General features: G+C 44.2%; 27 protein-coding genes. 16 read left to right on the top strand and 11 right to left on the bottom strand.

Annotated features, from left to right (window positions below; translation table 11 throughout):
• The 14 genes from ICN27_RS05810 (at position 1) to ICN27_RS05745 (ending at position 14612) form a co-directional block, all read left to right on the top strand.
• On the top strand, positions 1-2985 hold the full coding sequence (locus tag ICN27_RS05810; protein WP_216861251.1) for a molybdopterin cofactor-binding domain-containing protein: 2985 nt from the start codon (positions 1-3) through the stop codon (positions 2983-2985).
• The gene (locus tag ICN27_RS05805) at positions 2982-3821 is read left to right on the top strand and encodes a xanthine dehydrogenase family protein subunit M (protein WP_215307326.1); all 840 of its coding nucleotides are present in this window, start codon (positions 2982-2984) and stop codon (positions 3819-3821) included. The genes ICN27_RS05810 and ICN27_RS05805 overlap by 4 nt, the downstream gene beginning before the upstream one ends.
• Positions 3818-4312 (top strand): (2Fe-2S)-binding protein, encoded by a 495-nt coding sequence (locus ICN27_RS05800; protein WP_215307324.1) that lies wholly within the window; start codon positions 3818-3820, stop codon positions 4310-4312. Before ICN27_RS05805 ends, ICN27_RS05800 begins: the two co-directional genes overlap by 4 nt.
• On the top strand, positions 4305-5840 hold the full coding sequence (locus ICN27_RS05795) for an AMP-binding protein (RefSeq protein ID WP_215307322.1): 1536 nt from the start codon (positions 4305-4307) through the stop codon (positions 5838-5840). The genes ICN27_RS05800 and ICN27_RS05795 overlap by 8 nt, the downstream gene beginning before the upstream one ends.
• A gap of 20 nt (positions 5841-5860) precedes the next feature.
• The gene (locus ICN27_RS05790) at positions 5861-6670 is read left to right on the top strand and encodes an enoyl-CoA hydratase/isomerase family protein (protein ID WP_215307320.1); all 810 of its coding nucleotides are present in this window, start codon (positions 5861-5863) and stop codon (positions 6668-6670) included.
• 22 nt (positions 6671-6692) lie between these two features.
• Positions 6693-7874 (top strand): ABC transporter substrate-binding protein, encoded by a 1182-nt coding sequence (locus ICN27_RS05785; RefSeq protein WP_216269335.1) that lies wholly within the window; start codon positions 6693-6695, stop codon positions 7872-7874.
• Between the two features lie 84 nt (positions 7875-7958).
• Entirely contained in the window at positions 7959-8843 is an 885-nt protein-coding gene (locus ICN27_RS05780; protein ID WP_215307317.1) for a branched-chain amino acid ABC transporter permease, read from the top strand.
• A complete protein-coding gene (locus tag ICN27_RS05775) occupies positions 8836-9819 on the top strand; it encodes a branched-chain amino acid ABC transporter permease (RefSeq protein WP_215307315.1) in 984 nt (327 codons plus the stop codon). The genes ICN27_RS05780 and ICN27_RS05775 overlap by 8 nt, the downstream gene beginning before the upstream one ends.
• Positions 9819-10574 (top strand): ABC transporter ATP-binding protein, encoded by a 756-nt coding sequence (locus ICN27_RS05770; protein ID WP_251370789.1) that lies wholly within the window; start codon positions 9819-9821, stop codon positions 10572-10574. Before ICN27_RS05775 ends, ICN27_RS05770 begins: the two co-directional genes overlap by 1 nt.
• A complete protein-coding gene (locus tag ICN27_RS05765) occupies positions 10571-11281 on the top strand; it encodes an ABC transporter ATP-binding protein (RefSeq protein WP_216861250.1) in 711 nt (236 codons plus the stop codon). The genes ICN27_RS05770 and ICN27_RS05765 overlap by 4 nt, the downstream gene beginning before the upstream one ends.
• Positions 11282-11299: 18 nt before the next feature.
• On the top strand, positions 11300-12286 hold the full coding sequence (locus tag ICN27_RS05760; RefSeq protein ID WP_215307313.1) for a tripartite tricarboxylate transporter substrate binding protein: 987 nt from the start codon (positions 11300-11302) through the stop codon (positions 12284-12286).
• A gap of 32 nt (positions 12287-12318) precedes the next feature.
• Entirely contained in the window at positions 12319-13743 is a 1425-nt protein-coding gene (locus ICN27_RS05755; RefSeq protein WP_215307311.1) for a UbiD family decarboxylase, read from the top strand.
• Between the two features lie 12 nt (positions 13744-13755).
• Complete coding sequence (locus tag ICN27_RS05750) at positions 13756-14334, top strand: UbiX family flavin prenyltransferase (protein ID WP_215310341.1); 579 nt, start codon at positions 13756-13758, stop codon at positions 14332-14334.
• On the top strand, positions 14331-14612 hold the full coding sequence (locus ICN27_RS05745; RefSeq protein WP_215307309.1) for a DUF4936 family protein: 282 nt from the start codon (positions 14331-14333) through the stop codon (positions 14610-14612). The genes ICN27_RS05750 and ICN27_RS05745 overlap by 4 nt, the downstream gene beginning before the upstream one ends.
• Before the next feature lie 25 nt (positions 14613-14637).
• Here the strand turns inward: ICN27_RS05745 and ICN27_RS05740 are convergent, their stop codons facing one another.
• Positions 14638-15192: a phasin family protein gene (locus ICN27_RS05740; protein WP_215307307.1), complete on the bottom strand. Its 555-nt coding sequence runs from the start codon at positions 15190-15192 to the stop codon at positions 14638-14640.
• Between the two features lie 196 nt (positions 15193-15388).
• Here ICN27_RS05740 and ICN27_RS05735 point away from each other — a divergent pair, with 196 nt between their 5' ends.
• Positions 15389-16276, top strand: coding sequence for a DMT family transporter (locus ICN27_RS05735; RefSeq protein ID WP_215307305.1), 888 nt, complete (start codon positions 15389-15391; stop codon positions 16274-16276).
• A gap of 119 nt (positions 16277-16395) precedes the next feature.
• The gene (locus ICN27_RS05730; RefSeq protein ID WP_215307303.1) at positions 16396-17436 is read left to right on the top strand and encodes a serine hydrolase; all 1041 of its coding nucleotides are present in this window, start codon (positions 16396-16398) and stop codon (positions 17434-17436) included.
• A gap of 28 nt (positions 17437-17464) precedes the next feature.
• Here ICN27_RS05730 and ICN27_RS05725 read toward each other — a convergent pair whose 3' ends face one another.
• The 10 genes from ICN27_RS05725 to ICN27_RS05680 all read right to left on the bottom strand — a co-directional run bounded on the left by ICN27_RS05725 (position 17465) and on the right by ICN27_RS05680 (position 26404).
• Positions 17465-18283 (bottom strand): IclR family transcriptional regulator, encoded by an 819-nt coding sequence (locus ICN27_RS05725; RefSeq protein ID WP_216269334.1) that lies wholly within the window; start codon positions 18281-18283, stop codon positions 17465-17467.
• A 79-nt stretch (positions 18284-18362) separates the two neighbouring features.
• On the bottom strand, positions 18363-19397 hold the full coding sequence (locus ICN27_RS05720; protein WP_216269333.1) for a quinone-dependent dihydroorotate dehydrogenase: 1035 nt from the start codon (positions 19395-19397) through the stop codon (positions 18363-18365).
• Positions 19398-19406: 9 nt separating this feature from the next.
• Positions 19407-20153 carry an arginyltransferase gene (locus tag ICN27_RS05715; protein WP_216269332.1) on the bottom strand — a complete coding sequence of 249 codons (747 nt, stop codon included), beginning with the start codon at positions 20151-20153 and terminating at the stop codon, positions 19407-19409.
• Positions 20150-20887, bottom strand: coding sequence for a leucyl/phenylalanyl-tRNA--protein transferase (aat, locus tag ICN27_RS05710; RefSeq protein WP_216269331.1), 738 nt, complete (start codon positions 20885-20887; stop codon positions 20150-20152). The genes ICN27_RS05715 and aat overlap by 4 nt, the downstream gene beginning before the upstream one ends.
• A gap of 13 nt (positions 20888-20900) precedes the next feature.
• Positions 20901-21461 carry an NUDIX hydrolase gene (locus tag ICN27_RS05705; protein ID WP_215307294.1) on the bottom strand — a complete coding sequence of 187 codons (561 nt, stop codon included), beginning with the start codon at positions 21459-21461 and terminating at the stop codon, positions 20901-20903.
• Between the two features lie 9 nt (positions 21462-21470).
• Complete coding sequence (locus ICN27_RS05700) at positions 21471-23297, bottom strand: chorismate-binding protein (RefSeq protein WP_216269330.1); 1827 nt, start codon at positions 23295-23297, stop codon at positions 21471-21473.
• Positions 23298-23334: 37 nt separating this feature from the next.
• A complete protein-coding gene (locus ICN27_RS05695; protein WP_216269329.1) occupies positions 23335-23910 on the bottom strand; it encodes a peptidylprolyl isomerase in 576 nt (191 codons plus the stop codon).
• A gap of 52 nt (positions 23911-23962) precedes the next feature.
• Positions 23963-24604, bottom strand: a complete 642-nt coding sequence (locus ICN27_RS05690; RefSeq protein ID WP_216269328.1) for a 2-hydroxychromene-2-carboxylate isomerase — start codon at positions 24602-24604, stop codon at positions 23963-23965.
• 2 nt (positions 24605-24606) lie between these two features.
• Positions 24607-25914: a replication-associated recombination protein A gene (locus ICN27_RS05685; protein WP_216269327.1), complete on the bottom strand. Its 1308-nt coding sequence runs from the start codon at positions 25912-25914 to the stop codon at positions 24607-24609.
• A gap of 10 nt (positions 25915-25924) precedes the next feature.
• Positions 25925-26404, bottom strand: a complete 480-nt coding sequence (locus tag ICN27_RS05680) for a DUF3429 family protein (protein WP_216269326.1) — start codon at positions 26402-26404, stop codon at positions 25925-25927.
• Between the last annotated feature and the right edge of the window lie 23 nt (positions 26405-26427).

Here is a 26427-nt window from a genome sequence, read left to right as displayed (position 1 = left end):
TTGAAAACAAGTTCAAACTATTTAGGCAAGGCATGTGAGCGCGTAGAAGATACCGCTCTACTGACAGGAGAAGGTCGATACTTAGATGATCTTCCATTGCCAGTTGGAACTCTATACGCAGCTGTGGTTCGATCACCGATTGCTCATGGAAAAATTCTTTCTGTAGATATTGGGTCAGCATTGCAGCTTAAGGGTGTCAGGGCAATTCTGACGATCGAGGATGTGCAGGCCTGGTCAAATCCATTGGTAGTTGCCGTTAAAACTCCCATGCGTCAGTGGGTATTGGCTAATGAGTATGTGCGCTATGTTGGAGAGCCTATAGCTGTTGTCATCGCTGAATCAAGGGCTTTGGCAGAAGATGGTGTTGAAAGGGTGGCGTTAGATATTCAGCCCCTTCCCGCTGTGGTCGATGTAGATATTGCATTAACAGATGCATCAATTGTTTTGCATAAAGACATTGGCAGTAATTGCGTTTTAGATAGGGCATATCAATATGGCGATCCCGATAGCGCATTTCAAAAAGCTGCCAATATTGTTGAGGTTGATATTCGTTACCCTCGGAATTCTTGCACGCCCTTAGAAACTGGTGGAGTGGTTGCTCAATGGCGAATGGCTGATTTGTCTTATGAAGTCACGTCGAATTTTATGGGTCCATTTTCATTGCATGTAGTTATGGCAGCCGCCTTGAAGGTCCCAGGAACAAAATTACGTCATCATGTTGCGCCTGATTCAGGTGGTAGCTTCGGCGTTAAGCAGTCGGTACTGCCATACATCATCATGAGTTGTTTGGCGTCGCGTAAGGCAGGCGCTCCTGTGAAATTTATTGAGGATCGCTTAGAGCATCTTCAGGCAGCTACCTCTGCCACATCTCGGCACACTCATTTGCGTGCTGCTGTGGATGGCGAGGGAAAAATTCTGGCTTTGGACTACGATCAAATTGAAGATTGCGGCGCATATTTAAGAGCACCTGAGCCAGCAACACTCTATCGTATGCATGGATGTGTGACTGGTCCTTACCAAATTCAGAATTTAAAAATTCGTAATCGTGTTGTGCTTATTAATAAAACTCCTACCGGATTAGTGAGGGGATTTGGCGGCCCTCAGGTTTATTACGCACTTGAACGCTTGATTCATAAAATCGCAAAATCATTAGGAAAAACGCATCAAGAAATAGCTGCATTAAATTATGTTCAAAAAGAGCAATTCCCTTACCGAGCAGCCGCTGGGGCATTACTGGACTCGGGGGATTACCAGAAAGCCTTAAAAACTCTTGAGGGTTCACCAGAGTTTAAAAAAATACTAGATCGTAGAGAGCAGGCAAAGAAAGAAGGTCGTTATTACGGTATTGGTATTGCGTCGATTGTTGAGCCTTCGGTTTCTAATATGGGTTACATCACTACCGTTCTGACAAAAGAACAAAGAGCAAAAGCTGGCCCTAAAAATGGCGCCATTACTTCTGCGACTGTTAGCGTGGACCCTTCCGGAAATATTGCCGCCAATATTGCATCAGCTCCAGCTGGACAAGGGCATCAAACAGTTATTAGTCAATTATTGGCAGATGTTTTTGGTGTCTTGCCATCCCAAATCCAGGTGAATGTAGATTTTGACACTGCAAAAGATGCATGGTCAATTGCTGCTGGAAATTACTCAAGTCGATTTGCGGGTGCTGTCGCAGGAACAGTATTTCTGGCAGCTGAAAAGCTCAAGGCTAGGATTGCGGATTATGCCGCTCATGTGCTTAAGGTGAAGCCAGATCAGTTAATTTTTGCAAACGGAAATATATCTGTAGTTGGGGGTGATGAGAGAGGAATTCCTTTCTCCAGAGTATGTGGAAATTTTCACTGGTCTCCTGGATTAATTCAAGAGGCTCTTGGGAGCGAAGCGATTCTGGCGCTTCAGGAAACGCAGTTTTGGAGTGCTGCTGTTCTAGAGGCGCCTGATGAGGGTGATCGAATCAATACTTCTGCTGCATATGGTTTTGCTCTTGATGCTTGCGGCATTGAAATAGATCCTGAAACCTGTTCTGCCAAAATCGATCAGTACATTACCGTTCATGATGCGGGAAAAATATTAAACCCTGCCTTAGCAAATGGTCAGATTTATGGGGCATATGCACAGGCTGTAGGGGCAGCTCTTTTTGAAGAGTTTGTCTATAGCAGCGATGGTAATTTTCTCTCAGGGACTTTTGCAGATTACCGTTTGCCAACTGCTAGCGATATTGGTGTCCCAAAAATTTATCATCAAGAATCTCCAAGCCCATTTACACCTTTGGGTGCCAAAGGAATTGGAGAGGGAAATAGTATGAGTACCCCCGTTTGTATTGCAAACGCCATTGCAGATGCGTTAGATATTGAGAATATTATTTTGCCTGCGACTCCGAGTCGAATTCATGCACTGCTTGTCGAAAAAGGCTCTTTAAAACTTGATAAATCCTCGAGCCAAGTGTCGTCGATGACAGCAAATACTGACTATCCTTTGAAAGCTCAAGGCGAGGTTAGATTGCATGTTCTGCAAGAAGAGATCTTTGCTGTTTTGCTTGATCCAGAAAGATTAAAGAATGTCATACCGGGCTGCGAATCCATTCATAAAAAAACTATAACTGATGGTATTCAGTTTGACTGCGTAGCAGTTGTACGCATTGGTATTGCTAAAGCCCGATTTGAAGCTAAGGTTGTTTTAACGAATGTTCAAAGTCCCGATAGCTTTACCTTGGGTGGAGAAGGTAGGGGCCCATTAGGAATGGCACTCGGAATGGGCCAAGTTAGTCTTAAAAAAGACAATGGAGTAACTGTTCTAAGCTATGACTACCAGGCGCAGGTATCGGGGAAGCTAGCAGCGATTGGCAGCAGGTTACTAGAGGGTGCTATTCGATTGGTTTTGGATCAGCTATTTAGAGCGCTTGCAAAAGAGGCCGGAGCAAAGCAGGAGGGTTTATTTAAATCCCTCATTGGCAGGCTCTTTGCCTTATTGGGAGTAAGCAAATGAAATCTGCTCCGTTCGTGATGCACCAAGCCCACTCTCAATCGAATATTTTGGATTTGCTCGATAAATATGGAGAGGATGCTCGCATTATTGCTGGTGGGCAAACCCTTGTCCCTGTATTGGCCATGAGGGTGGCTAGCCCTGACCATTTAATTGATATTAACAAGGTCGAAGAGCTTAAAAAATTTGGTGTTTCAGGCGACATGCTTCGGGTTGGGGCTGGTGTAAGACAATCTGAGTTGGAGCATTGGAGTGAACTACAAACGGTTCAACCGCTGTTAAGTATGATGTTTCCGTGGATAGCCCACGCGCCTATTCGAAATCGTGGAACAGTATGTGGATCGATAGCACATGGCGACCCTAGCTCTGAATTGGTTCTTGGGTTGGCTGTATTAGGGGGTTCCGTAACTCTAGTCAGCAAGAAAAAGAGGCGGGTAGTACAAGCCAGAGATTTTTTCTTGGGCGCTCTTCAGACTGATCGTCAGTCAAATGAATTTATCGAAGCAGTCGATTTCCCTATTCGTAGACCTAATGCTGGATTTGGATTTACTGAATACGGATATCGTCATGGCGATTATGCGGTTGTAGCTGTTGCAGTTATTAAGGAGGGCGATCACTGGACTATAGGATTTGGTGGGATTGATGATGTTGTGAAGGTATATAAATGTGTTGCCAATTCTCTAGATGAGGCCAATCAGTTTATTGATAATTTAGCTACTGAAACTGAGGTAAGAGAAGATCCCACTGCCACTTCAGGATTGCGTCGACATTTGATGCGTTCGCTTGGCAAGCGCGCATGTCAACAGGCGATAGATTTTAAAAGCGATGAAATAAGATGAAGAACCACTTGGTAAGGCTCATTTTAAACGGTGTAGAGCGTGAAGAAAGTTGTGAATCACGCACTACATTACTAGACTTTATTCGCCATGATTTAGGGGCAACTGGCACACATGTAGGTTGTGAGCATGGCGTATGCGGGGCATGCACGGTAGAACTTGATGGACAAATTATTCGCTCTTGTCTCATGTTTGCATACCAGGTCGATGGCGCTAAAGTGAATACTGTAGAGGGGCTTGTAAAGTCAGGGGAAATGTCTGACTTACAAAATGCCTTTAAAAAACACCATGCGCTGCAATGTGGATTTTGTACGTCAGGATTTTTACTATCTGCAGAGGATTTACTCAAAAAGAATCCCGATCCAACTGAGAAAGAAGTGCGCGAGGGCTTGTCCGGTAATTTATGTCGTTGCACTGGATACGTTGGGATTGTCGAAGCTGTATTAGAAGTTGCTTCAGCCAGAGCGCACAAAGACGGAGGAGAGCATGCTTGACCTAGGTCGAACTTTTTTACAGGCTGTTGAGCGTGAGCCTGAAAAGTTAGCAATCGTTGATGGGAGTAGACGATATACCTACAAGGAGTGGGCACTACATATTGGCGCTATTCAGCAATTTTTTAATGAGCAGGGTCTGAAGCGTGGCGATCGGATTTTGACTATTTTGCAAAATCGCTATGAGGCAGCAACAATTCACTGGGCATGCCAGATGGCTGGTATCGCAATTGTTCCTTTAAATTGGCGCTCCAAGCCAGATGAAATTGATTACTGTGCACAAAATGCTGATGTGAAATTAGCGTTTGTCGAGGAGATTTCACTCAATAACTATTTAGAATCCGAAACAAGCAAGTCAATCTCTGTGATTCTATGTATGGAGAAGACGGATTCAGATGCTTACAGGTATTTTGAGAGCCTCATTCAGAAAGGGATTGAACCTGTTGCGCGCGGTCACGTTGAGGATATATCTGTCATGCTCTTTACCTCAGGCACCACTGGTAAACCGAAAGGGGTTCCAAGAAAGCAGCGCGCAGAGCGAGCTGCAGGCATTGCGCATGTGGCACAAAATCAGTATGCAATGGGTGAAGTGACCTTGGGAGTAATGCCCCTGTATCACACTATGGGTGTACGAACATTGTTATCCCTATGCATCGTTAATGGTACTTATATCGCAGTTCCTCGTTGGGATGTGAATAAAGCTATTGAAGCAATTGAGCGCGAAGCAGTGACGCATCTTTACTTAGTTCCGACCCTTTATCACGACATGATCGAGTCAAAAAATTTCAATTCAAGTAGAGTTAGGACGGTTAAGAAGCTTGGATTTGCAGGTGCTCCAATGCATGACGCTTTATTGCTTAAATTAAGCGAAGCCTTTTCTCCTGAATTATTTGTGAATCATTATGGTTCAAGCGAGATTTATACATACACCATCAATCAAAATGCCGTGTTGAAGCCAGGTTGCGCTGGAAAAGCAGGGTTGAATGCACGTATTAGAGTGGTAAAGCTGGATCAAGGCTCTGTACAAACATTGCCAAATCAAATGGTGGTTATCAATGAAGAGGGTCAGATTATCTGCGATCTCTCAGGTGATGAAGCGTTTGAGGGTTATTGGAAAAGACCTGATGCTGATCAAAAGTTAATTCGTGATGGTTGGTATTTCACTGGTGATACGGGTTATTTTGATGGGTCGGGTGACTTATTCGTTACTGGGCGTGTCGATGACATGATTATTTCCGGTGGAGAAAATATTTCTCCGGTTGAAATTGAATCTATTTTGTCATTGCATCCGTCTGTGAGTGAAGTGGCTGTTGCAGGCTTAAAAGATGACCGACTCGGACAAAAAGTGGTGGCCTTCATTAGGGCGTCTGGGAGTGTGGATTCAAATACTCTGGATGAATATTGTCGTGGATCAGATTTGATCAACTTTAAACGTCCCCGTGAGTATGTATTTGTGAAAGAAATTCCCAAGTCGCCTGTGGGGAAGGTATTGCGACGAATGTTAGTCGCTGGCGAATATGAAAGAGCTTAATTTTTTACTAGAAAGACCTTATGACTACTATTTTGAAGCACCCCTTTAGCAATATTCTCGACAATCTTGATGGTTTTTATGTGGAGATTAACGAATCCCAGCAAAGGGCTGACATTGTTTTAAAGAGGCCGCCATTTAATGTCATACAAATGCCTCAGCGTGATCAATTGCGGGCTACTTTCGAGACTTTAGATGCAGATGACCGCGTACGCATCATTGTATTGAGGGCTGAAGGGGAGCATTTCTCAAGTGGGGGAGATATTAAGGGCTTTTTAGAAGCAACACCTGAGCACTTATCAAAGCTTGCGTGGAATATTGCAGCACCAACGCGTTGCTCTAAGCCTGTCATTGCTGCAAATCATGGCTATTGCTTCGGAGTAGGCTTTGAAATTTCTTTAGCATGCGATTTTCGTATTGCAGCCGAATCAACTCTGTATGCCTTACCAGAGCAAAAATTAGGACAAATTCCTGGCTCAGGTGGATCAGCGCGCCTACAAAAAATGGTTGGTATCACGAGAACTAAGGATATTGTGATGCGCTCTAGGCGGATCAAAGGGCAGCAAGCTTATGAATGGGGTGTTGCAACTGAATGCGTTCCTGATTCTGAACTCAGCAGTGCTGTTTCTAAATTGGTAGATGAGCTTCGCGCATTCTCGCCTATGGCTCAGAGAACTGCCAAAAAGATGCTTAATGAAACAGAGGATTGTTTATTAACTACGGCAATAGAAGTTGAGGGTCATTGCTATAGCCGTTTGCGTAGTTCTGAAGATTTTAAAGAAGGGGTTGAGGCATTCCATGGGAAGCGTCAACCAAATTTTGTTGGTCGTTAATTTTTTAAAGGAGACGTGCATAATGAAAAAGCAATTTCAAACAAAGAAAATCGCTCTAGCAGTAGCGTTAAGCCTTGGGGCGTCATTAGTTTCGGCGCAAACAGGCCCAATCAAAATCGGTGTTGTGACACCTTTATCTGGTACTTACACACCAATTGGCGAGCAAGTCAAAATGGGTTTAGATTTAGCGGCAAAAGAAATTAATGCTGCAGGCGGCATTAATGGCCGAAAAATTGACTTAATTTACGAGGATGAAGAAGCCAATCCTGCCGTTGCGACTCAAAAGGCAGAAAAATTATTCCAAGTTGAAAAAGTAGACTTTTTGACAGGTACAGTAAATTCAGGCTCTACCTTGGCTGTTGGGCAGTTGGCAGAGAGAAACAATAAGCTGATTGCGACAACTGTTTCATTTGCTGATTCAATTACAGCTGATAAATGCTCACCAAATGTATTCCGAGTAAATGCACGTGCAGGTATGCAGTCTGCTGCATTAGCTGCTTGGGTGGATAAAGAGATTCCTAAGGCGAATATTTTCTTTATTGGCCCTGACTATGAAATGGGGCGGAGTACGGTCTCCGCATTTAAGAAAGCATCTACTGAAAAAGGCGCCAAAGATGTTGGTGAAGTTTTTGCACCACTCGATAATAAGGATTACTCACCATATTTTGGTCAGGTAAGGGCTGCTAAGCCAAACGTTATTTATACCTCTGTAGCCGGTAACGACACTGTACGCTTATTCACTCAAATGGAAGAGTATGGCGTGAATAAAGGCGTCACGGTTGTTGGCGCCTCTGGCACAGTGACATCGCAAAATCTAGGTGCAATTGGTAAGTCTGCGAATGGATTTGTTACTGGTGTTGGCTACTCACCCAAGCTAGATAACCCAGCTAATAAAAAGTTTGTAGCTGATTTCCAAAAAGCCTATAACAAGCTCCCTGATCTTTATGGGGCTGACTCCTACGGACTAATGTATTTTTATAAGGCTGCTGTAGAAAAGGCTAAGTCCACAGAAACTGATAAGGTCCGCGCTGCCATGAATGACTTAAGCTGGCAAACCCCGCAAGGCACAAAGAAGATGCGTGCTGGTGATCACCAAGCCATGCAGGATATGTTTGCAGTTCGTGTAGAAAATGGCGAGTTCAATATTGTTGGAAGAGTACCTTCTGATCAGGCAATTGGCCCTGATACATGTACTCGTTTTTAATTAATCTGTAAATTACTCCATATCCATCTTATGCGGATGTGGAGTTTTTAGGCTTGTGAATTTCATTAAGGGATTGGGTTTTCAATGCTAGAGAGCTTGCAATATATTTATGCGCCACAGATAGTCAATGGACTTTCAATTGGGGTTGCTGTAGTCCTCATGGCTTTGGGGTTAACTATTATTTTTGGCTTGCTAGATGTTATTAATATGTCGCATGGTGAGTTCTATGCAGCTGGTGCTTTCATCAGCGTGAGTCTCATGGCTATAGGCGTCTCATTCTGGCTTTGCCTAATATTGGTTCCTTTGATATTGATGCCAATTGGATTTGGAATGGAAAGGCTGTTGATTCAAAAAGTATTTCACTATAAAGACCGACATATCCTGACATTGCTCCTCACTTTTGGCGTGGCAATGGTTTTGGAAGATGGATATAAGATTATTTGGGGCGCAAACCCAATAAAACCCAGTGCCCCAATCTCAGGGGCAAGTGAGTTGCTTGGAGTGATGTTCCCAAATTACCGATTATTTTTAATGGGATTTGGCGCATTAATTATTTTTTCTGTTTGGGCGCTTATTTATAAAACCCAGTTGGGTGCAATTGTGAGGGCTTCAGCATATGACAAGGATATGAGCTCATCATTGGGTATACCGGTCATGCGCGTTTATGCACTAACTTTTGCATTTGGTGTTGCCTTAGCTGGACTTGCAGGAGTGTTGCTTGCTCCTATCTATTCGGTATTCCCTACCATGGGGCGAGACTTTATTTTGATGGCCTTTAGTGTTGTCATTGTCGGAGGTCTTGGAAGCATTAAAGGGGCTGTTATTGCCGGAATCTTATTAACCCAATTGCAATCAATATCTTCTTTATTTATTTCGCCAGTATGGTCAGATCCCCTGGTCTTTACGGTGATGGTTTTAGTGCTTATGTTTAAACCAGCTGGTTTGTACGGAGGCATGAAAAATGCATAATCCGCAGGTAAAGGCAATTAGGATTATTGAGATATTTTTATTAGTATCTGCCATCGTCTTATTTGTAGTAGGAAGTGTTCTTGGGGACACTTTCTTTCTGAGGCTAGCTACAGAGTCATTGATTTTTGGTGGGCTAGCAATGTCCGTTGACTTATTGCTCGGCATTGTTGGTTTACTGTCTCTTGGTCAAGCTCTATATTTTGGCTTTGGCGCCTATTTATCTGCCTTGATTTTAAAAGAGGTTTCCCCATCTTTTTTCTTGGCAATCGGAATTGTTACCCTTTCATCTATCTTGTTAGGTTGGGTTGCTAGCTTTGTAGCACTGAGATCAAAGGGTGTTTACTTTGCTTTAATTACCTTTGGCTTGGCGCAAGTAGCCGCAAAAGTTGTTTACAACACTCGCAGCCTTGGCGCCTCTGACGGCATGATGGGAGTGCCCATTTTGCAAATCTGGACTCCAATTGGCTCTGTTGATGCTGGTCAGCCCGGTGTATTTTTTGTCATCACATTGCTTACGATTGGTGGGTTATATAGTGTCCTAAAGTATTTTTTGACAACCCCGATGGGATCTATTTGGCATGCCATTCGATCTAATGAGGACCGTTTGGCCTATATAGGCTACAAATCCAAAGGCCCAAAACAGGTAGCTTTTATTTTGGCTACAGTGGTGGCTGCAGTATCTGGTGCGCTTTATCCAATGTTGAGGGGTTTTGTTTCTCCGGAGTTAATGTTCTTCAGCGTTTCTGGAAATGCGGTTGTAACGGTTGTTTTAGGCGGAGTGGGCACCTTAATTGGACCCATACTGGGGAGCGTTCTTCTAACCTCGTTTAAATCCATCATTGGAACTTGGACGGTGCATCACCATATTGTTATTGGACTGATATTCGTAGCAGTGGTTGTCTCCGCTCCCAAGGGTATAGCAGGATTGCTAGCTACCTATTTCAGAAAAACTCATTCTCGCAAAGGAGAGGAGTGATGGAGAATATGGAAATCATTCTTAAAGCGAAGAGTCTAAGCAAGCGTTTTGGCGGTCTTGCGGCTGTCGATGATGTTAGCTTTGAGGTAACACGTTTAGGTGTCACCTCTATTATTGGGCCAAATGGTGCCGGCAAGAGCACTCTTTTCAATTTACTTAGTGGTACTTTCATGGCTGATTCTGGGCTGGTTGAGCTGGAGCATAAAAATATTACGCGAATGAGTCCTGAAGAAAGATTGTCATGTGGAATGGCTCGATCATTTCAGATCACCAATCTTTTCTTTGATCTTTCTGTGATTGATAACCTAAGAATTGCAAGTCAAGCGTTAGAGCCAAGTTCTCATTTGTTTTTACCTTTAAGCAAAAGCACCATAGCAATACATAGGGCTAATGAATTATTAGAAGAATTTGGCTTGCTTGAATGTCGCGATCAACTTGCGGGAGCCTTATCCCATGGCCAGCAAAGACGCTTAGAGATTGCGGTGACCTTAGCAACTCGGCCAAAACTTCTGCTGCTAGATGAGCCAACTCAAGGGATGTCCCAGGGGGATACTCAGGACACCGCTGAGCTTATTAAGCACCTAGGATCAAAAATTACAGTGCTATTGATTGAGCATGATGTAGATCTTGTGATGGATCTATCTAAAACAGTAATCGTCATGGCGCAGGGTAAGAAATTAGCGGAAGATATTCCTAGTGAGGTTCGCGCTAATCCGCATGTGCAAACGGCATACTTTGGTGAGGAGTTGGCATGATTTTGGAGATGCTTGATGTACATGTCAATCTTGGCCTATCCCATGTTTTGCAGGGTGTTAATTTAGCCATTAAACCCGGTGAGACAGTAGGCCTGTTTGGAAGAAATGGGGTCGGCAAGACTACCATTGTAAAAACTATTGCCGGATGGCATAGGCCTTCTCAGGGAAAAATACTATTTCAAGATCAATCTATCGAAGCTTTACCGCCAAATGAAATTACCCGATTGGGCATGGGCTTAGTTCCCGAAGACCGCAGAATATTTCCAGGCTTGAGTGTCGAAGGCAATCTTAGGCTTGGATTGATGCAAGTTCAAGCAAGTGAGCGTAAGGCTGCTGAACAGCGAATGCAAATGGTGTTTGAGCGATTTCCGCGGCTAAGGGAGAGGCAAAATCAATCGGGAACAACCTTATCTGGCGGCGAGCAGCAAATGTTAGCAATGGCTCGTGTGTTGGTAGGTAATCCAAAATTACTGTTAATAGATGAGCCTACAGAAGGCCTTGCACCAATGGTGGTTGCTGATATCTTTCGGTTGATGGAAGAGCTAAAGTCTCAAGGAATTTCAATTCTATTAATTGAGCAAAATATTCATAAAGCCATTCATTTATGCGATAGACATTATGTGGTTGAGCGGGGGAGGGTTGTGCTTGAGGGCAATTCTCGAGATCAAGAAGAGCGTAAAGAATTAATTAGGCGTGTCAGTGTTTAATACAAATTGGAGAAATTCATGAGAGCCATCAAAACAGGTTTTTTTCTTACATGTGTAGTTACTATTTTTGGTTTTAGTGCGAGTCATTTGTTTGCGCAAACCCCAGTTACATATCCAGAGAAACCAATCACCATAGTTGTCCCTTATCCGCCTGGTGGATTTAACGATACGCTTGGCAGAATAGTCGGCAAAAAATTAAGTGATGCTTGGGGTGTAAACGTGGTGATAGAAAATAAGCCAGGAGCCGGTACTACCATTGGAACTAATTTTGTTGCGCGCTCCTCGCCAGATGGCTACACAATATTGGTTTCTCAGTTTCCCTTTGCGGCCAATCCATATTTGTACAAATCTTTACCTTACGACACCTTAAAAGCCTTCAGTCCGGTGGTCTTGGCTGGTAGATCTCCGATGGTATTAGTCGCTAATTCCAATTCACCAGTTAAGACAATGGGAGATTTCTTAGCGCTTGCTAAAGCAAAGCCTGGCTTTATGAATTACGGTACATCGGGCCCAGGATCTTCAAATCATTTGGCAATGGTTTTGTTTGAGATGATGGCTGGCGTTAGTTTGAATCAGGTGCCTTATAAAGGCAGTACGCCACTGCTGACTGATTTAGCAGGCGGCCAAGTGGAAGTGGCGTTTGATGCTTATCCTCATGTGCGACCTTTTCTCCAGTCAGGAAAAATTCGACCAGTTGCCATAGCAACAGAAGCGAGATCCCCGTTGATGCCAGATGTGCCAACAGTAAGCGAATCTGGCGTGAAAGGATATGAAGCTTCATCATGGCATGGTTTTGTAGTGCCAGCAGGGACACCACAGCCAGTTGTTGATAAGTTGAATAAACAAATCAATTTGATCCTAAAGCAAGAGGATATTAGAAAAACATTCAACGAGCAGGGCGTTGTTCCAGATGGGGGAACAGCTGCTCAATTTGAAATTTTTATTCGTAAACAAATGGATATTTGGAAAAAAGTGGTTTCAAGCGCAGGCATCACTCCAGAATGATGGCCATGTTTTATCTCGTATAGGTGGTATTGATGAAAAAGTTTACCCAACTTCGGCCATGGCTATCGCAGCTTGCTGATACCAATCGACTGGTTGCGACAAAGAAGAATGTATTACTTAAGCATGAATTAGCAGCTATAGCTAAAAAGCTCGATGGCAAAAGTAGTGTATTTTTTCCAAGTCCAGATGGTCATTCAATTCCTGTAGTTTCTGGTTTCATGTCTTCGCGCTCATGGATTGCAGAAGCAATGGGTGTAAATGAATCTGATTTGTTGAATGCATTTCGATTAGCGGCCGACAATCCGCTACCTTGTAAATTAGTCACAAAGGCACCCTGTCAAGAGATTGTGCATCAGGAATTTGATGTAAGGACTTTGCTGCCAGTGCCCACACACAGTGAGCACGATAGCGGACCCTACATTACCGCTGGTTTGGTGATAGCCAGAAATCCCAAGACTGGAATACAAAATGTATCTATTAATCGCATTCAAGTAAATTCAAAAGATCGTATGGCTGTTCTGATTTTGCCTAGGCATCTTCATGCTTTTCAACAGGTTGCCGAAGAGTTAAATCAGCCATTGTCTGTTGCGGTGGTTATTGGCGTAGACCCTCTAACACTCTTAGCCTCTCAGGCAATTGCCCCGATTGATGCAGATGAGCTTGAAATTGCTGGCGCATTGCATGGAGCGCCCCTGGAGGTAGTGAAATGCTTAACTAACGATGTTGTAGTGCCTGCAAATGCGGAGATTGTTATAGAAGGGCATATTCCACCTAAGGTACGTGAGCTTGAAGGTCCATTCGGCGAGTATCCCAAATACTATAGTTCTAAGGAGAAGCGCCAAGTCATTGTGGTGGATACGGTTACTCATAGAAAAGATCCTATCTTTCACACTATTGTTCCAGCAGAATTAGAGCATTTATTGCTTGGATCAATCCCGAGAGAAGCGACCATCTTGTCCCATCTTCGCAGAAGCTTTCCTGGAGTCTTAGATGTGCATTTATCGCTAGGGGGAGTTGGGCGATATCATCTTTATATCAAGATTAAAAAGACGCACGAGGGCTTGCCTAAGAATGTGATCTCGGGCGCTTTTAGTTCTCACTATGATGTGAAGCATGTTGTGATTGTCGACGAAGATGTCGAAGTTCATGATCCAGTTCAGGTTGAGTGGGCTATTGCTACGAGATTTCAGGCTAAGCGCGGTTTAGTGGTGATTCACGATGCACAAGGTTCTGTTTTGGATCCTTCAACGACGGTTGGATTGCCTGTTGATGCGGATGGAGTTATCCCAGCTCAATTTCAAGGGATGAGCTCAAAAATGGGTTTAGATGCAACTAAGCCGCTAAGTTATGAGGGTCATGTTTTTACCAAAGTGAAGATACCTGGAGAGGATGTTGTGAATCTGGAGACCGTTCTTGATGCTGAATTTCCCGTATCTTCCTATTTAAAGACAAACTAATTTTTAGGGCTCATCGTGCAAAAACGTTTAATAGTCGCTATTACAGGAGCATCGGGAACAATCTACGGAATCCGAATTCTTGAAGCCTTAAAACATCTTGGTGTTGAATCTCATTTGGTGATGAGCGACTCTGCCAAGCTCACCATGGCTGCTGAAACGAATTACAAGCCAGCACAAATTGAGGCTATGGCTGATTTTGTTCATTCAGCAAAAAATATTGGCGCTTCAATATCTTCTGGTTCATTTAAAAGTCTTGGCATGGTGATTGCCCCATGTTCAATTAGAACTTTGTCAGAAATAGCTAGTGGGGTGACTAGTAGTTTGGTTTCTAGGGCTGCTGATGTAGTGCTGAAAGAGCGTCGTCGCTTGGTATTACTGGTCAGAGAGACACCGTTGCATGCGGGGCACTTACGTTCAATGTCTCAGGTTACTGAATGCGGTGCAATTGTGATGCCTCCGGTACCAGCTTTCTATGCCAAGCCAGAATCTATTGATGATATGGTGAATCAAACGGTTGGTAGATGCTTAGATCTTTTCGACTTAGATAATGCATTAGTCACTCGTTGGAACGGAATGGATGGTGGGAAATGAGTTTATATGTCTACTTTAAATTTATTGTGTCAGACCATCCCATGGTCTTGAAGCTTATCAGAGCTATGCATGATCAGTTAGCGCTTGAGTTTCCGGGGTTAACTTGTGAGTTACTCAAAAGACCATTGCCCGATCAAGATGGCAAGGAGACTTGGATGGAGGTTTACTGCGGAGTAGTAACTAAGACTTCTGAATTCAATGAGCGACTTGCAGAATTAGTTTTAAAAAACGATTTGCCCCAGCCTAGGAGAAATGAAGTTTTTATTTCAATCGAGTAGGACTTTTTTGAGACTGCGTTATAAATTACTTCTTCTTTATATTTTTACGCACAGTATCAGTTTTCTTCAAAACAGTATTAGTAGCACCGCTTAAATTATTTTGTGCAACTTCAACCGCATGCTTCACAGCCTTTTGGCTAGTTTCAAAGACATTGTTCGCAGTGGCAATAGCTTGCTTCATTGCTTGAGCGGCACCATCAGATCCTGCTGGCGCATATTTAGTCCACTCTTGTACTAAAGAATTCATTTTTTTCTGACCCGCTTGAAATTCTTTTTCAGCAGATTGAGTAAAGCTGTTTTGTGTCTCATGTGCTAACTCATTCAAATGACGACTGTAAGCCATCATTTTTTCTGCCATTGGCTGCACCGCCTCTGCTTGATGTGCGAGCAATTGCTGGATGTCTTTTACTTCTAATGCTTTCTTGGCGCTATTCATGCTGTCGCTCAAACTTTGCTTGGCAATATATAAATTGAGTTCCACTAATTTTTCAATACTTTGTAATGCTTGTTTGGTTAATTCACTTAAAGTCTCTAGGTTTGCTTTTTGTGCCGTGACAATTTGTTCTGGAGTTAAGTTCATCTATCTCTTTCCCATTTGACTGGTTCTGTATTTTTTTTTAGATTTCCTAAATGTACTCTTTTTCTATTTCCACTTCGCTTATATTATATTGCGTTGCAACATAATATAAGCGAAGTGGATTTAAGAGGGGTTGATTGAGAAAAGAGCCTAAAATTAGACTCTTAGTAAAAATCTCAATATTTTCAATAAGTTATTCATGAAGCTCTCGTTAGATAGTGCCATTGCGCCGATTTTTGTATTAATTTGGAGTACTGGTTTTGTAATCGCACGCTTAGCAATGCCATATGTAGAGCCAGCCACCTTTCTATTTTGGCGCTTTGCAGGGGTTTTAGCGGCTATGGCAGCCCTTAGTCTAGTTTGGAAAATTACATGGCCTAGCTGGTCTCAAATCAAGCATATCGCTATTGCAGGCATCTTGTTGCAGTTTGGATATTTGCTGGGAGTTTGGTTTGCTGTCAGATTAGGGATGACGGCGGGTTTGGTAGCGATCATCGTTGGGCTTCAGCCAATTGTGACCGCTTGGTTTGCTGCTTGGATTTCAGAAAAGGTAACGCCACATCAGTGGATTGGCCTAGGGTTTGGGTTTACGGGGGTTGCTTTGGTAGTTATCGAAAAGATTGGCTTTGCACACATCCCATTGGCTAGTTATGTATTGGCGTTTATTGCACTTTTTTCTATTACGTTCGGCACCTTATATCAAAAGAAATTCTGTCCTGTATTTGATTTACGTGCTGGATCATCCATTCAGTTTGGCGTATCGGCAGTGCTGTGCTTTATCTGTATGTTTTTGTTTGAGTCGGGAGAGATGGTTTGGAATCTCTCAGTTATCAGTGCATTGCTATGGGCCATCTTTCCTATATCTATTGGATCCATTAGTTTGCTATTTATGATGATTCGCAAGGGGGCTGCAACCAAGGTAACGAGCCTTCTTTATTTAACGCCGCCCACCACTGCGGCGATGGCATGGTTCTTATTTGATGAGCCCTTTACCTTTATGATGGCAGGTGGTTTATTGCTCACGATGACTGGAGTTGTTCTAGTTAATCGTGGTCAAACAAGTACTGTTGCTACGATTGCAGAATAAGCTCTCTAAAAGCGCACTAAATAGAAGCATTATTGTTGCCTCAGTAGCTAAAAACTGCAGTCGAGAAGTAAAAGTTATTTATCATTCCGTATGTTAAAAGTTTTGGAAGGCAATTTGGGATGTATTTGAATCGTTTTTGGCTCGTCGCCCTCGTTTGCCTAATCTCGTTTGGAGCTGCTAGCTCCTCTCCAGTAATGGCGAACAATTCAGATTCGAAAACTGCAAAGTCCACCAAAGCAGCAGGAAAGGCGCCTGCAAAATCTGAGTCTAAAAAGGTTGTTAAGTCAACTAAAAAGCCAAAAACAGTCAGGACTACTGTTACTCGTCCAGGTGAGTCCGTTGTCCCAGCAAGACCCTCATTTGCAACAGCACTTGGTTTGCGTGGTCAGCACGACGATTTAAGTTTGCAGTCCAGCGTAGCCATGGTTGTTAATCAAGATACCAAGGAAGTGTATTTTGAAAAGAACTCCTCGGTCAGTTTGCCGATTGCTTCTATTACCAAGTTGATGACGGCAATGGTCGTCCTTGATTCTAAATTACCCCTAGATGAAACCATGGTCATTAATGCGGATGACGTCAATATATATCGCTCGTCCCGCCTTGCTGGGGGAACAGTGTTGACGCGAGAAGAGGCTTTGTTGTTGTCGCTCATGTCCTCTGAGAATCGAGCAGCCTACACACTTGGCCGAAATTATCCAGGCGGTATTTCTGCATTTATTGATGCCATGAACCGCAAGGCAAAAGAGATAGGCATGACACATTCTTATTTTGCCGATCCGACTGGCCTCAGGAGTGAAAACGTTGCGTCCGCAGAAGACCTCGCACGTATGTTGAGCGCCGCCTATCAATACAAAATGATTCGTGATTTTTCTACTTGGCCTGATTTGACTATGGTGATTGCCAAGCGACCACAGAAGTTCTTAAACACTAATCGCTTGGTACGTTCAGGTGATATGAATATCGGCTTACAAAAAACAGGATTTATTAACGCAGCAGGCAAGTGCTTAGTGATGCAGGCTCGTATAAACAACACACCCTTACTGCTGGTTTTCTTAGATTCTGTTGGAACGCAATCGCGTTTTGCTGATGCAGTGAGAGTCCGCGATTGGTATGAGCGCATGCCATTGGGTGAACCTCAGGCAATTCGTCGCTTGATGTAAGAGCTACATACGTAAAATAAATCAAATCTTACGAATGAGGGTCGCTGATCTTGGGTTTGTAGCCCATGCCCTTAGAAATTTGTAGGGCGGTATCCTGTAAAAGTTTGAGCCAGTCTGCCTGAATACGATCAGTAGGCGAGCTCAATGAGAGTCCTGCCACCAACTTACCGCTGTCATCATAAATTTCAGCTGCCACGCAACTAACGCCTAACTCTAGCTCCTCATTGTCGCGTGCATGACCTAGCTTGCGAACCTGGTTGAGTTCCGCATCTAATTTTCCTAATTCAGTAATACTATTTCTGGTGTGACCAGCTAAACCAGTGCGTGTTACATAAGCGCGAACTTGGTTTGGGTCATCGCTTGCTAGGAATAGTTTGCCAACAGATGTCAGGTGGAGCGGTGCACGACCACCAATGGCGCGAACTACTTGCATGCCAGATCGTTCGCTATAAGCGCGATCAATATAGACAATCTCATCACCTTGGCGAACTGAAAGGTTGATGGTTTCACCGGTAAGTTTATGTAATGCTCGCATCGGCCCTTGTGCTGCCTCACGGACCGATAAACGGGCTTTGACGAGGTTGCCCAGCTCAAGCAACTTCAGTCCAAGGCGATATGTGCCACCATCGCCACGCTCCACCAAGCGGCAGGCTACTAAGTCATTGAGAATGCGGTGAGCTGTGGAGGGGTGTAAATGCGTTTCTTCTGCAAGGTTTTTAAGGCTGCTGGACTCTTCATGGGATGCAAGGGCATCGAGCAGGTTCATCATGCGTTCAACCACCTGGATCGCTGTTTTGCCAGCTTCACCCGGTGATTTTGTAACTTTTTCAGATTTATTTAATGCCATACTGGCAATTGTAGCGATTTTTGCTCAAATTGCACAATATGAAATACCACTACGACTCTAAAAAAGCGATTATTGACTCTTAATTAGCCCTCAGGGCAGCGGCACACTCAGAAATGAGTTTCGGACCGCGATAGATCAAGCCGCTATAAATTTGTACCAAACTAGCACCAGCAGCCATCTTCTCTTGCGCATCTTTGCCGGACATAATGCCGCCAACGCCAACAATCGGAATGGCATCACCTAGATATCCTTTAAGACTCCTAATCACCTCTGTGGAGGCATCACGAACTGGTGCGCCAGAGAGGCCGCCAGCTTCTTGACCAAATTCAAGACCTTGAACAGCATCACGGGCAATGGTTGTATTGGTCGCGATGATTGCATCAATCCCAAATTCCATCAAGAGATCAGCGATGAATTTGAGATCGTTTTGCTCAAGGTCGGGTGCAATTTTTAAAAAGAGGGGTTTGCGTACGCCAAATCGGTCACTCAAAGCTTCGCGTGCAATGTGCAGTGATTGCAGCAAAGAGCGTAGCATATCTTCACCTTGGAGAGCGCGTAAATTCTGTGTATTTGGCGATGAGATATTGACCGTAATGTAAGAGGCCACCTCATAGACCGCTTCCATGGCCGTGACGTAATCGCTTGCAGCATTCTCAATTGGGGTACTCGCATTCTTGCCGATATTTAAGCCAACAATGCCGCCATTCTGCCAATAAGTAGAATTACGAACCCGCCTTACGCATGCATCAACACCATCATTATTAAAGCCCATGCGATTAATGATGGCCTGGGCTTGTGGCAAACGAAACATTCGAGGCTTTGGATTGCCGGATTGCGGTTTTGGGGTAACGGTGCCGATTTCTAAAAACCCAAACCCTAAGGTGCCAAGCGCATCAATATGTTTGCCATCTTTATCCAGACCAGCAGCAAGACCAACTGGGTTTGGAAAGGTAATGCCGCATAACTTGCGCGGATCTGACGCAGGTTGATCACTTAAGAGGCGCAATAAACCCCAGCGCTGAGCGCGATCTAGATTGCTTAGGGTAATGTTGTGGGCTTGCTCTGGATCTAAGGAAAAAAGCCAGGGGCGCAGAAGAGGGTAGCTATCAATCATGAATGGATATTATGGCCCAATGATGGGTTGCCAGTGATCATCGATCAAGCCCTCAATAGGCTGAAACTTCGCCTTATAGGACATTTTTTCGCTCTGCTCAATGTAGTAACCAAGGTAAAGGTAAGGAAGATCCAACTCTAAGGCCTGCTGAATTTGCCACAAGATACTATAGCTTCCATAGCTTGCAGAGACATTGCTGGTATCAAAGAAGGTGTAAACCGAAGAGATTCCTTGATCTAGGATATCAATCATGCTGACCATACGCAGACGTCCGGGATGTGAATCGTGTGGACCATCCCGAAATTCAACAATTCTGGAGTTCACGCGGCTTTGCAATAAAAACTGCATGTACTGGTCTTGATCGTCTTGATCTGAGTCCCCACCAGCATGACGCTCATGTTGATAGTGTTGATAGAGTTGATAGTGTTCTTCTTGGTAGCCTAAATTGAGAACGCGAACATCTAGTCCTGCATGTTTTTTCCAGCTGCGTTTTTGACTGCGATTCGGTGAGAAATGCTTCACTGGAATACGAGTAGCAGTACAAGCATGACATTCATCACAATAAGGTCGATAAGTATATAAACCGCTGCGACGAAATCCTGCATTCACCAATTCACCATATAAATCAGCGTGTATTAAATGTGAGGGAGTTGCTACTTGCGAGCGTGCAGTCTTGCCTGGTAGATAGCTGCAGGGATAAGGAGCAGTTGCATAAAACTGCAATTCAGTAAGAGGAAGCTCTTTTAGTTGAGTCATAGCCAGTGACGAAGAATCTGTTTATCAAATTTCCAAGGAATCTCTATATTAGTTTGATTTAAAGCAACTTGCAGATGTGCTAAAAATTCATCGCGAGAAATCGGTGCGGCCCCTAAGGAATTGAGGTGAGATGTCTCTTGCTGGCAATCGATCATTGCCACTTGGTTTTGCTCGCACCAGCTAGTAAGAGCAGCCAAGGCAATTTTAGAGGCATCTGTCTGATGGCTAAACATCGACTCACCAAAAACCATCCCGCCAAATGAGACGCAATAGAGCCCACCTACTAGACGTCTATCCTCCATGATTGCAATACTGTGAGCGTGACCCTCTTCATGAAGATTTGTGTATGCATCCATGATTTCATGGGTAATCCAAGTGCCATCCTGATCCTTGCGGTTCGCAGTTGCACAGGAGCGGACAACGGCACTAAAGTCTTCATCAACCCAGATTTCTTTGCGAGGGTCGGATAAAAAATGTCGAATCGATTTTTTAAGTGAGTCATGACATTTAAAGTGATCAGGCTTTAATACCATCCGCGGATTGGGTGACCACCATAACACTGGTTGATTATCGGAGTACCAGGGAAAGATACCCATTTGATATGCGCGAGCCAACTGCCCTGGATATATTCGTTCACTCACTGCAATTAAGCCGGGGACGCTCGGATCAGGATCTGAATCATGAATTGGATTAGGAAATGCATCCTGAGAACCTAGCCAGCTGATGTTGCTCATGCGCTTGTGGTATTTAAATTTTTTCAGTTGGCAGAATGTCTCTGCTACGAACACTAAATTCATTACCAGACTCAAATACACCGGCAGCACGATCAGCAAAGAACCACTCAAGAGTTTGCTTCACGGTTGGAAAGGCAATTTCCTCCCACGGAATATCCTGCTCATCAAATAGCGCAACCTCTAGACTTTCTTCTCCCGCTTGAAAGTTTGGAGAATTCATCGAGGCTAGATAAAAAAGATGTACCTGTTCTGCATGTGGCACATTGAGAAGAGAGTAGAGTGGACCGATTTGAACAATAGCGCCGGCCTCTTCCTGTGTTTCACGTGCTGCCCCAGTGCTAGTACTTTCACCAAGCTCCATGAATCCAGCAGGTAAAGTCCAGTAACCATGGCGAGGTTCTATAGCGCGACGGCACAATAAAACTTGATTGCCAAAGACAGGGATGCTGCCAACTACGTTACGTGGATTGAAATAATGAATGCTTCCGCAAGAGTCGCATACATGACGTTCCCGTGAATCATCCACGGGAATCTTGATGCTGATGGGTGCTGCACAGTGCGAGCAAAACTTCATGCGGACTTTCTAGAAATGGGCGGGGATGAGGCCGCGTAAAGCATTGCTAAGCATAATCTCTTTTGCATTCTGAATATCATCAATAGTCAGGTTGACCTCATGGGCATTCCATTGGGGATCACTCAATATGATGGATCTCATCACCCCTGGCAACAGACCTGCTGAGACGGGCGGTGTCAGCCAGCTATCTCCAAATTTTACAAAAATACTGCTTCTTCCACCCTCAGTGACATACCCTTGCTCATTCGTAAAAATGGCATCAAAGCCACTAAGGCCCTCTGCCAATCTCCAGGCTTGGTCATAGAGATTTCGAGTGCTCACCTTATGTCTCAATAAAATATTGCCGGAGTGAAGTGTGGTCATCTTTGAATCGGGCAAAATATCCCTTGCCCAAAAGATTTTTACGGATCCTTCTAGTGGGCTGATGGGCGCTATTTGATAAGTCGCAATCCCTAGATGATCGAGATCCAAGCGCAATCGATACTCAGTATCTATTGAGCAGTTTTTACACCCAATCTCAATAACTTTCATGATGTCCGGCACTGAGCAGGGAATGCCAAGCGCTAATGCGGAATTGACTATGCGTGCTAGATGAAGCTGAACATGCTGAGCCTGACCTTTTCGAACTAAGATAGTTTCAAATAATCCTAGGCTACTTGGTAGCTTGCTTAAGAATGCAGCTTTAATTTGACATTCTTCCCACTCCTGCTCAGGCTCTGAGTCAATCGTAATACCGGCACCAATGCCTAAAGAAAAGGGTAAGGCATGTGTTTTTGCATCCTGATGAATTTCAAGTGTGCGAATGGGAACGCTAAACGCAAAGTCACCACTAGGGTCAATCCAGCCCAGGGCACCACAATAGTAGGCTCGATCTTGAGGTTCTAATTCTTGGATGATCTCCATGCTGCGTTTTTTGGGGGCACCCGTCACAGATCCACAGGGGAATACCGCATTGAGCACGTCTCCTAATTTCATCTCAGGCTTTATTTCAGCTTGAACGGTAGATGTCATTTGCAGGACATCGCCGTACTGAGTCACCTCAAATAGCTTGGGAACGATGACTGTTCCTGGTAAGGCAAGTCGACTCAGATCGTTGCGTAATAAATCGACGATCATGACATTCTCTGCTTGATTCTTTGTATCCGCCGATAAATGCTCGGCCGTATCGTTTAACGCACTGGCAGTGCCTTTCATCGGCATGGCTTTCAAAGTATTGCCTTGCCTTTGAATAAATAATTCGGGCGATTGGGACAGGATAAAGTTTGAGTCTTGTGCAATAAATGCACCAAATCTTCCCGGCTGTCGCTCCCTTAATCGTGCGTACAGAGAGAGTGGGTCACCATAGACTTCACCCGTAATCCGAAAGGTATGATTAATTTGATAAGTGTCGCCATTGCGAATGTACTCTTGAATAGTCTGAATGTCAGAGGTAAACCCCTCTTGGTCAACAGAAAAATGAAGATTAGCTACGCCTGCAGCTTGAGCCTCGGGTTCTAGAGTTGCTATCTTTTTTGCGATGTAATGATCAATATCTGCCTTGCTAAATCTTTCGTAGGATTTAAAAGACCATGCCTGGATTAATGGATGCTCTTTACTTTCACGTTGAGCTAGTGCATCTATATTGTGAATGTATAGACCGAGTTCATAAGCAAACGCAGCGACAACATGCTCTCCCTGAGCCAAAGCTTTATTAATATCCTGCAGGCATTGATCTATTGCCGCAATTGTCTGCGTATGGCATGACTGAGGATAGATCGTCCAGTACTGGAGCGCTTGCTCATACAGGCGACTGCTCGGCTTTGCTCTAGTGCTCTGGGCATCGTCGAGTAGGATCATGCTATCTACCGTTAGCGCTCTAATAATCTGGTGGAAATTACTTTAAAACAGTAGCCGACTCAATCGTGACGGTCTTGCTAGGTACGTCTGACATGCGACCCATTCTTGGCGATGATGCCACCATGGTTGGGATTTTACGAATGGCATCGATTGTTTGAGTGCCTGAAATCACTGTACCGAAAACGGTATAGCCATTACCCATAGCATTAGGGTAATTCAAGCCCTCATTATCTTTCACATTGATGAAGAATTGTGCTGTTGCTGAATCGGGGTCAGAAGTGCGCGCCATAGCGATCGTGTAAGTTTGATTCTTAAGGCCATTTTGAGCTTCTGAAACTACAGGCGCATTGGTTGGTTTTTGTGTCAAGTCCGAAGTAAATCCACCACCCTGAATCATGAAGCCATCTATTACGCGGTGAAAAATTGTGCCGTTATAAAAACCGCTATTCACATAGTTCAAAAAGTTAGCCGAAGTTTTTGGTGCCTTTACTGAATCAAGCTCAACAACAAAATTACCCATGGTGGTTTTAAATTCCACTTTAGGGCCAGCAAAGCTTGCAGCACTAGCAATGAGGCTGGAAACCAAAAATAGGGAGGCAATGATCTTACGCATACTAAGTGTCCTTAAGAATCGAGTGAAAATAGAGTAAATCTGATTGTATTGCTCAAAGCCCTGAGGGTACTTGACCGGCATAGGAATAAGCCGCCTCTTCAAACATATTCGGCCGATCGAGATAATTTAAGACCCAATCAATGGTGTCGACACCCCAAAAAGCATGCCCATTGATCACAAGAGTAGGCACACCAAATGCTCCATCCACTTTCGCCATCTCTGTATTACGAATGAGCTGGGCTTTGACTTCTGGGGTATCGGGTTTTGGTGTGTTTGCTGATAAGCCAAGGTATAGGCAAAACTCACGCCAAGATAAATTAGGATCTTTACCTTCTACCCATACATATTCAAACGCGCGCTCAACCATGTCCCATTGAGCATCTTGCTCTACTAGTAAACGCTGTGCTGCAACGGTAAGAAAAGGGTGATGCTCTGGAAAGCGAAAGGGTAAATCTAACTTTTCAGCTAGCCACACGCAATATTGATAGGTATGGGGGCGTTTGGCTTCTACCTCTCCAGGTCCGCGATTATCAGTCGCGCGGAGTAGGCCGCCTAATAATATGGGTATGGGTTGAATATCGATGCGTTTTTCAAGGCGATGGCGTTGCTTGATATAAAAATAGGAGAATGGAGAAATGATGTCGTAGTAGAACGTACCTGTAGTCCGTTTTTGCTTTACTTGATCTTGGCTCATTTCTATTTAGCCTCCTCATCTAACTTGCGCAAGAAGGCGATCTTCTCGGCAATCTGGCTTTCTAAGCCCCGATCAACTGGCTGATACCAATGAGGCTCAGCCATTCCATCGGGTAAGTAAGTTTCTCCAGCAGCATAGGCATGTGGTTCATCATGTGCATAACGGTATTCTTTGCCGTGACCCAAATCTTTCATGAGTTTGCTTGGGGCATTGCGTAAATGGTTGGGTACAGGTTTACTTTGATCGCTAGCAACATAAGCCCTTGCTGCGTTGTACGCCTGATAACTTGCATTACTTTTAGCGGCGATCGCTAAATAAACAACGGCTTGACCTAGCGCTAATTCACCCTCCGGTGAGCCAAGCCGCTCAAAGGTTTGAGCAGCATCATTAGCTAGTTGCATCGCTCTGGGGTCGGCAAGTCCAATATCTTCCCACGCCATGCGAATAATTCTGCGTGCAAGATATCGGGGGTCTGCACCGCCATCTATCATTCGACAAAACCAATACAGCGCAGCATCGGGATTGGAGCCGCGCACCGATTTATGTAGAGCAGATATTTGATCGTAAAAGTGATCTCCGCCTTTATCGAAACGACGTGCCTGGACTGTTAAGGCATTTTCAATAAACTGCTGATCTATTCTGCGAATCTGAGAGTTTGGTGTTGAGACTGCATTACGCACTTGCTCTACTAGATTGAGTAATCGCCTTGCATCACCATCTGCATGAGAAATTAAGCTATCAATTGCCTCTGGTTCAAAAGGAATATCAGGCATTGCATAGTTACATGCTCGATCAAATAACTGCTTAAGCTCCACAGCATCCAATGATTTCAGTACATAGACTTGTGCGCGTGAAAGTAGGGCTGAGTTCACCTCAAATGAAGGGTTTTCAGTTGTAGCGCCAATGAAGTTAAATAAGCCAGACTCAACATGTGGCAACAAGGCATCTTGCTGACTTTTATTAAATCGATGAATCTCATCTACAAACAATATAGTCTGTCTGCCATATTGAGACATGCTCCGTTGCGCTTGCTCAATAGCCTCCCGAATTTCTTTTACCCCGGCAAGCACAGCTGAAATTGCGATAAATTCTCGATCAAAAGCTTTCGCTGACAGTCTTGCTAAGGTAGTCTTGCCAACTCCCGGCGGACCCCAAAGAATCATCGAATGTGGCTTGCCAGATCCAAAGGCAAGACTCAGTGGTTTGCCAGTTGCGAGCAGATGTGTCTGACCGATTACTTCTTCTATGGATTGTGGGCGTAATACCTCTGCCAATGGTGGCGGAGGTGCTTGGTCAAATAGGTTGCCCATCGGTACTGATTTAATTCTGTACAAATAAAATAACTAACGCTGCCCAAATTAAGCACCCAGCAGAAACCAATGTGAGTCGATTTCGTAAGGCGATAAATGCATTAAGCGCCTCTTCATTGGAAAAATAATATTGATAAGTTTCTTTATCGATATTGCGCTGAATCACTAATGCTGATGCCAAGATGACTAGGCCAACTGGGATGTAAATATGTAGAGCAAGCCAAGCAACTAAGGCTGGTATCACTCCCCAGATCCATGCGTTGCGATCGCCCCACCGATCACCTTGAGGTATTTTTCCTAGGGCATGTAGATTTGCGCCCCAATGCAATGCACCCATGAATGCAGTAATCACCGCCCCGTAACCAGCTAAGGACTCTGCACTGAGGTAATTGAGTGGGGTTGGCGCGAGCTGCACCATCAATGCAAGACCAACAAAAGGAATTAAGCCAGCATAGGCTAATTTAGTAACTAGAGGGGGTAATGGGCTCACAAAAACTTCTTTACTTGGGTTGG

The sequence above is a fragment of the Polynucleobacter sp. Nonnen-W13 genome (genome assembly GCF_018881735.1).
Classification (GTDB): Bacteria; Pseudomonadota; Gammaproteobacteria; order Burkholderiales; family Burkholderiaceae; genus Polynucleobacter.
This window is presented reverse-complemented; position numbering and strand designations above follow the sequence as displayed.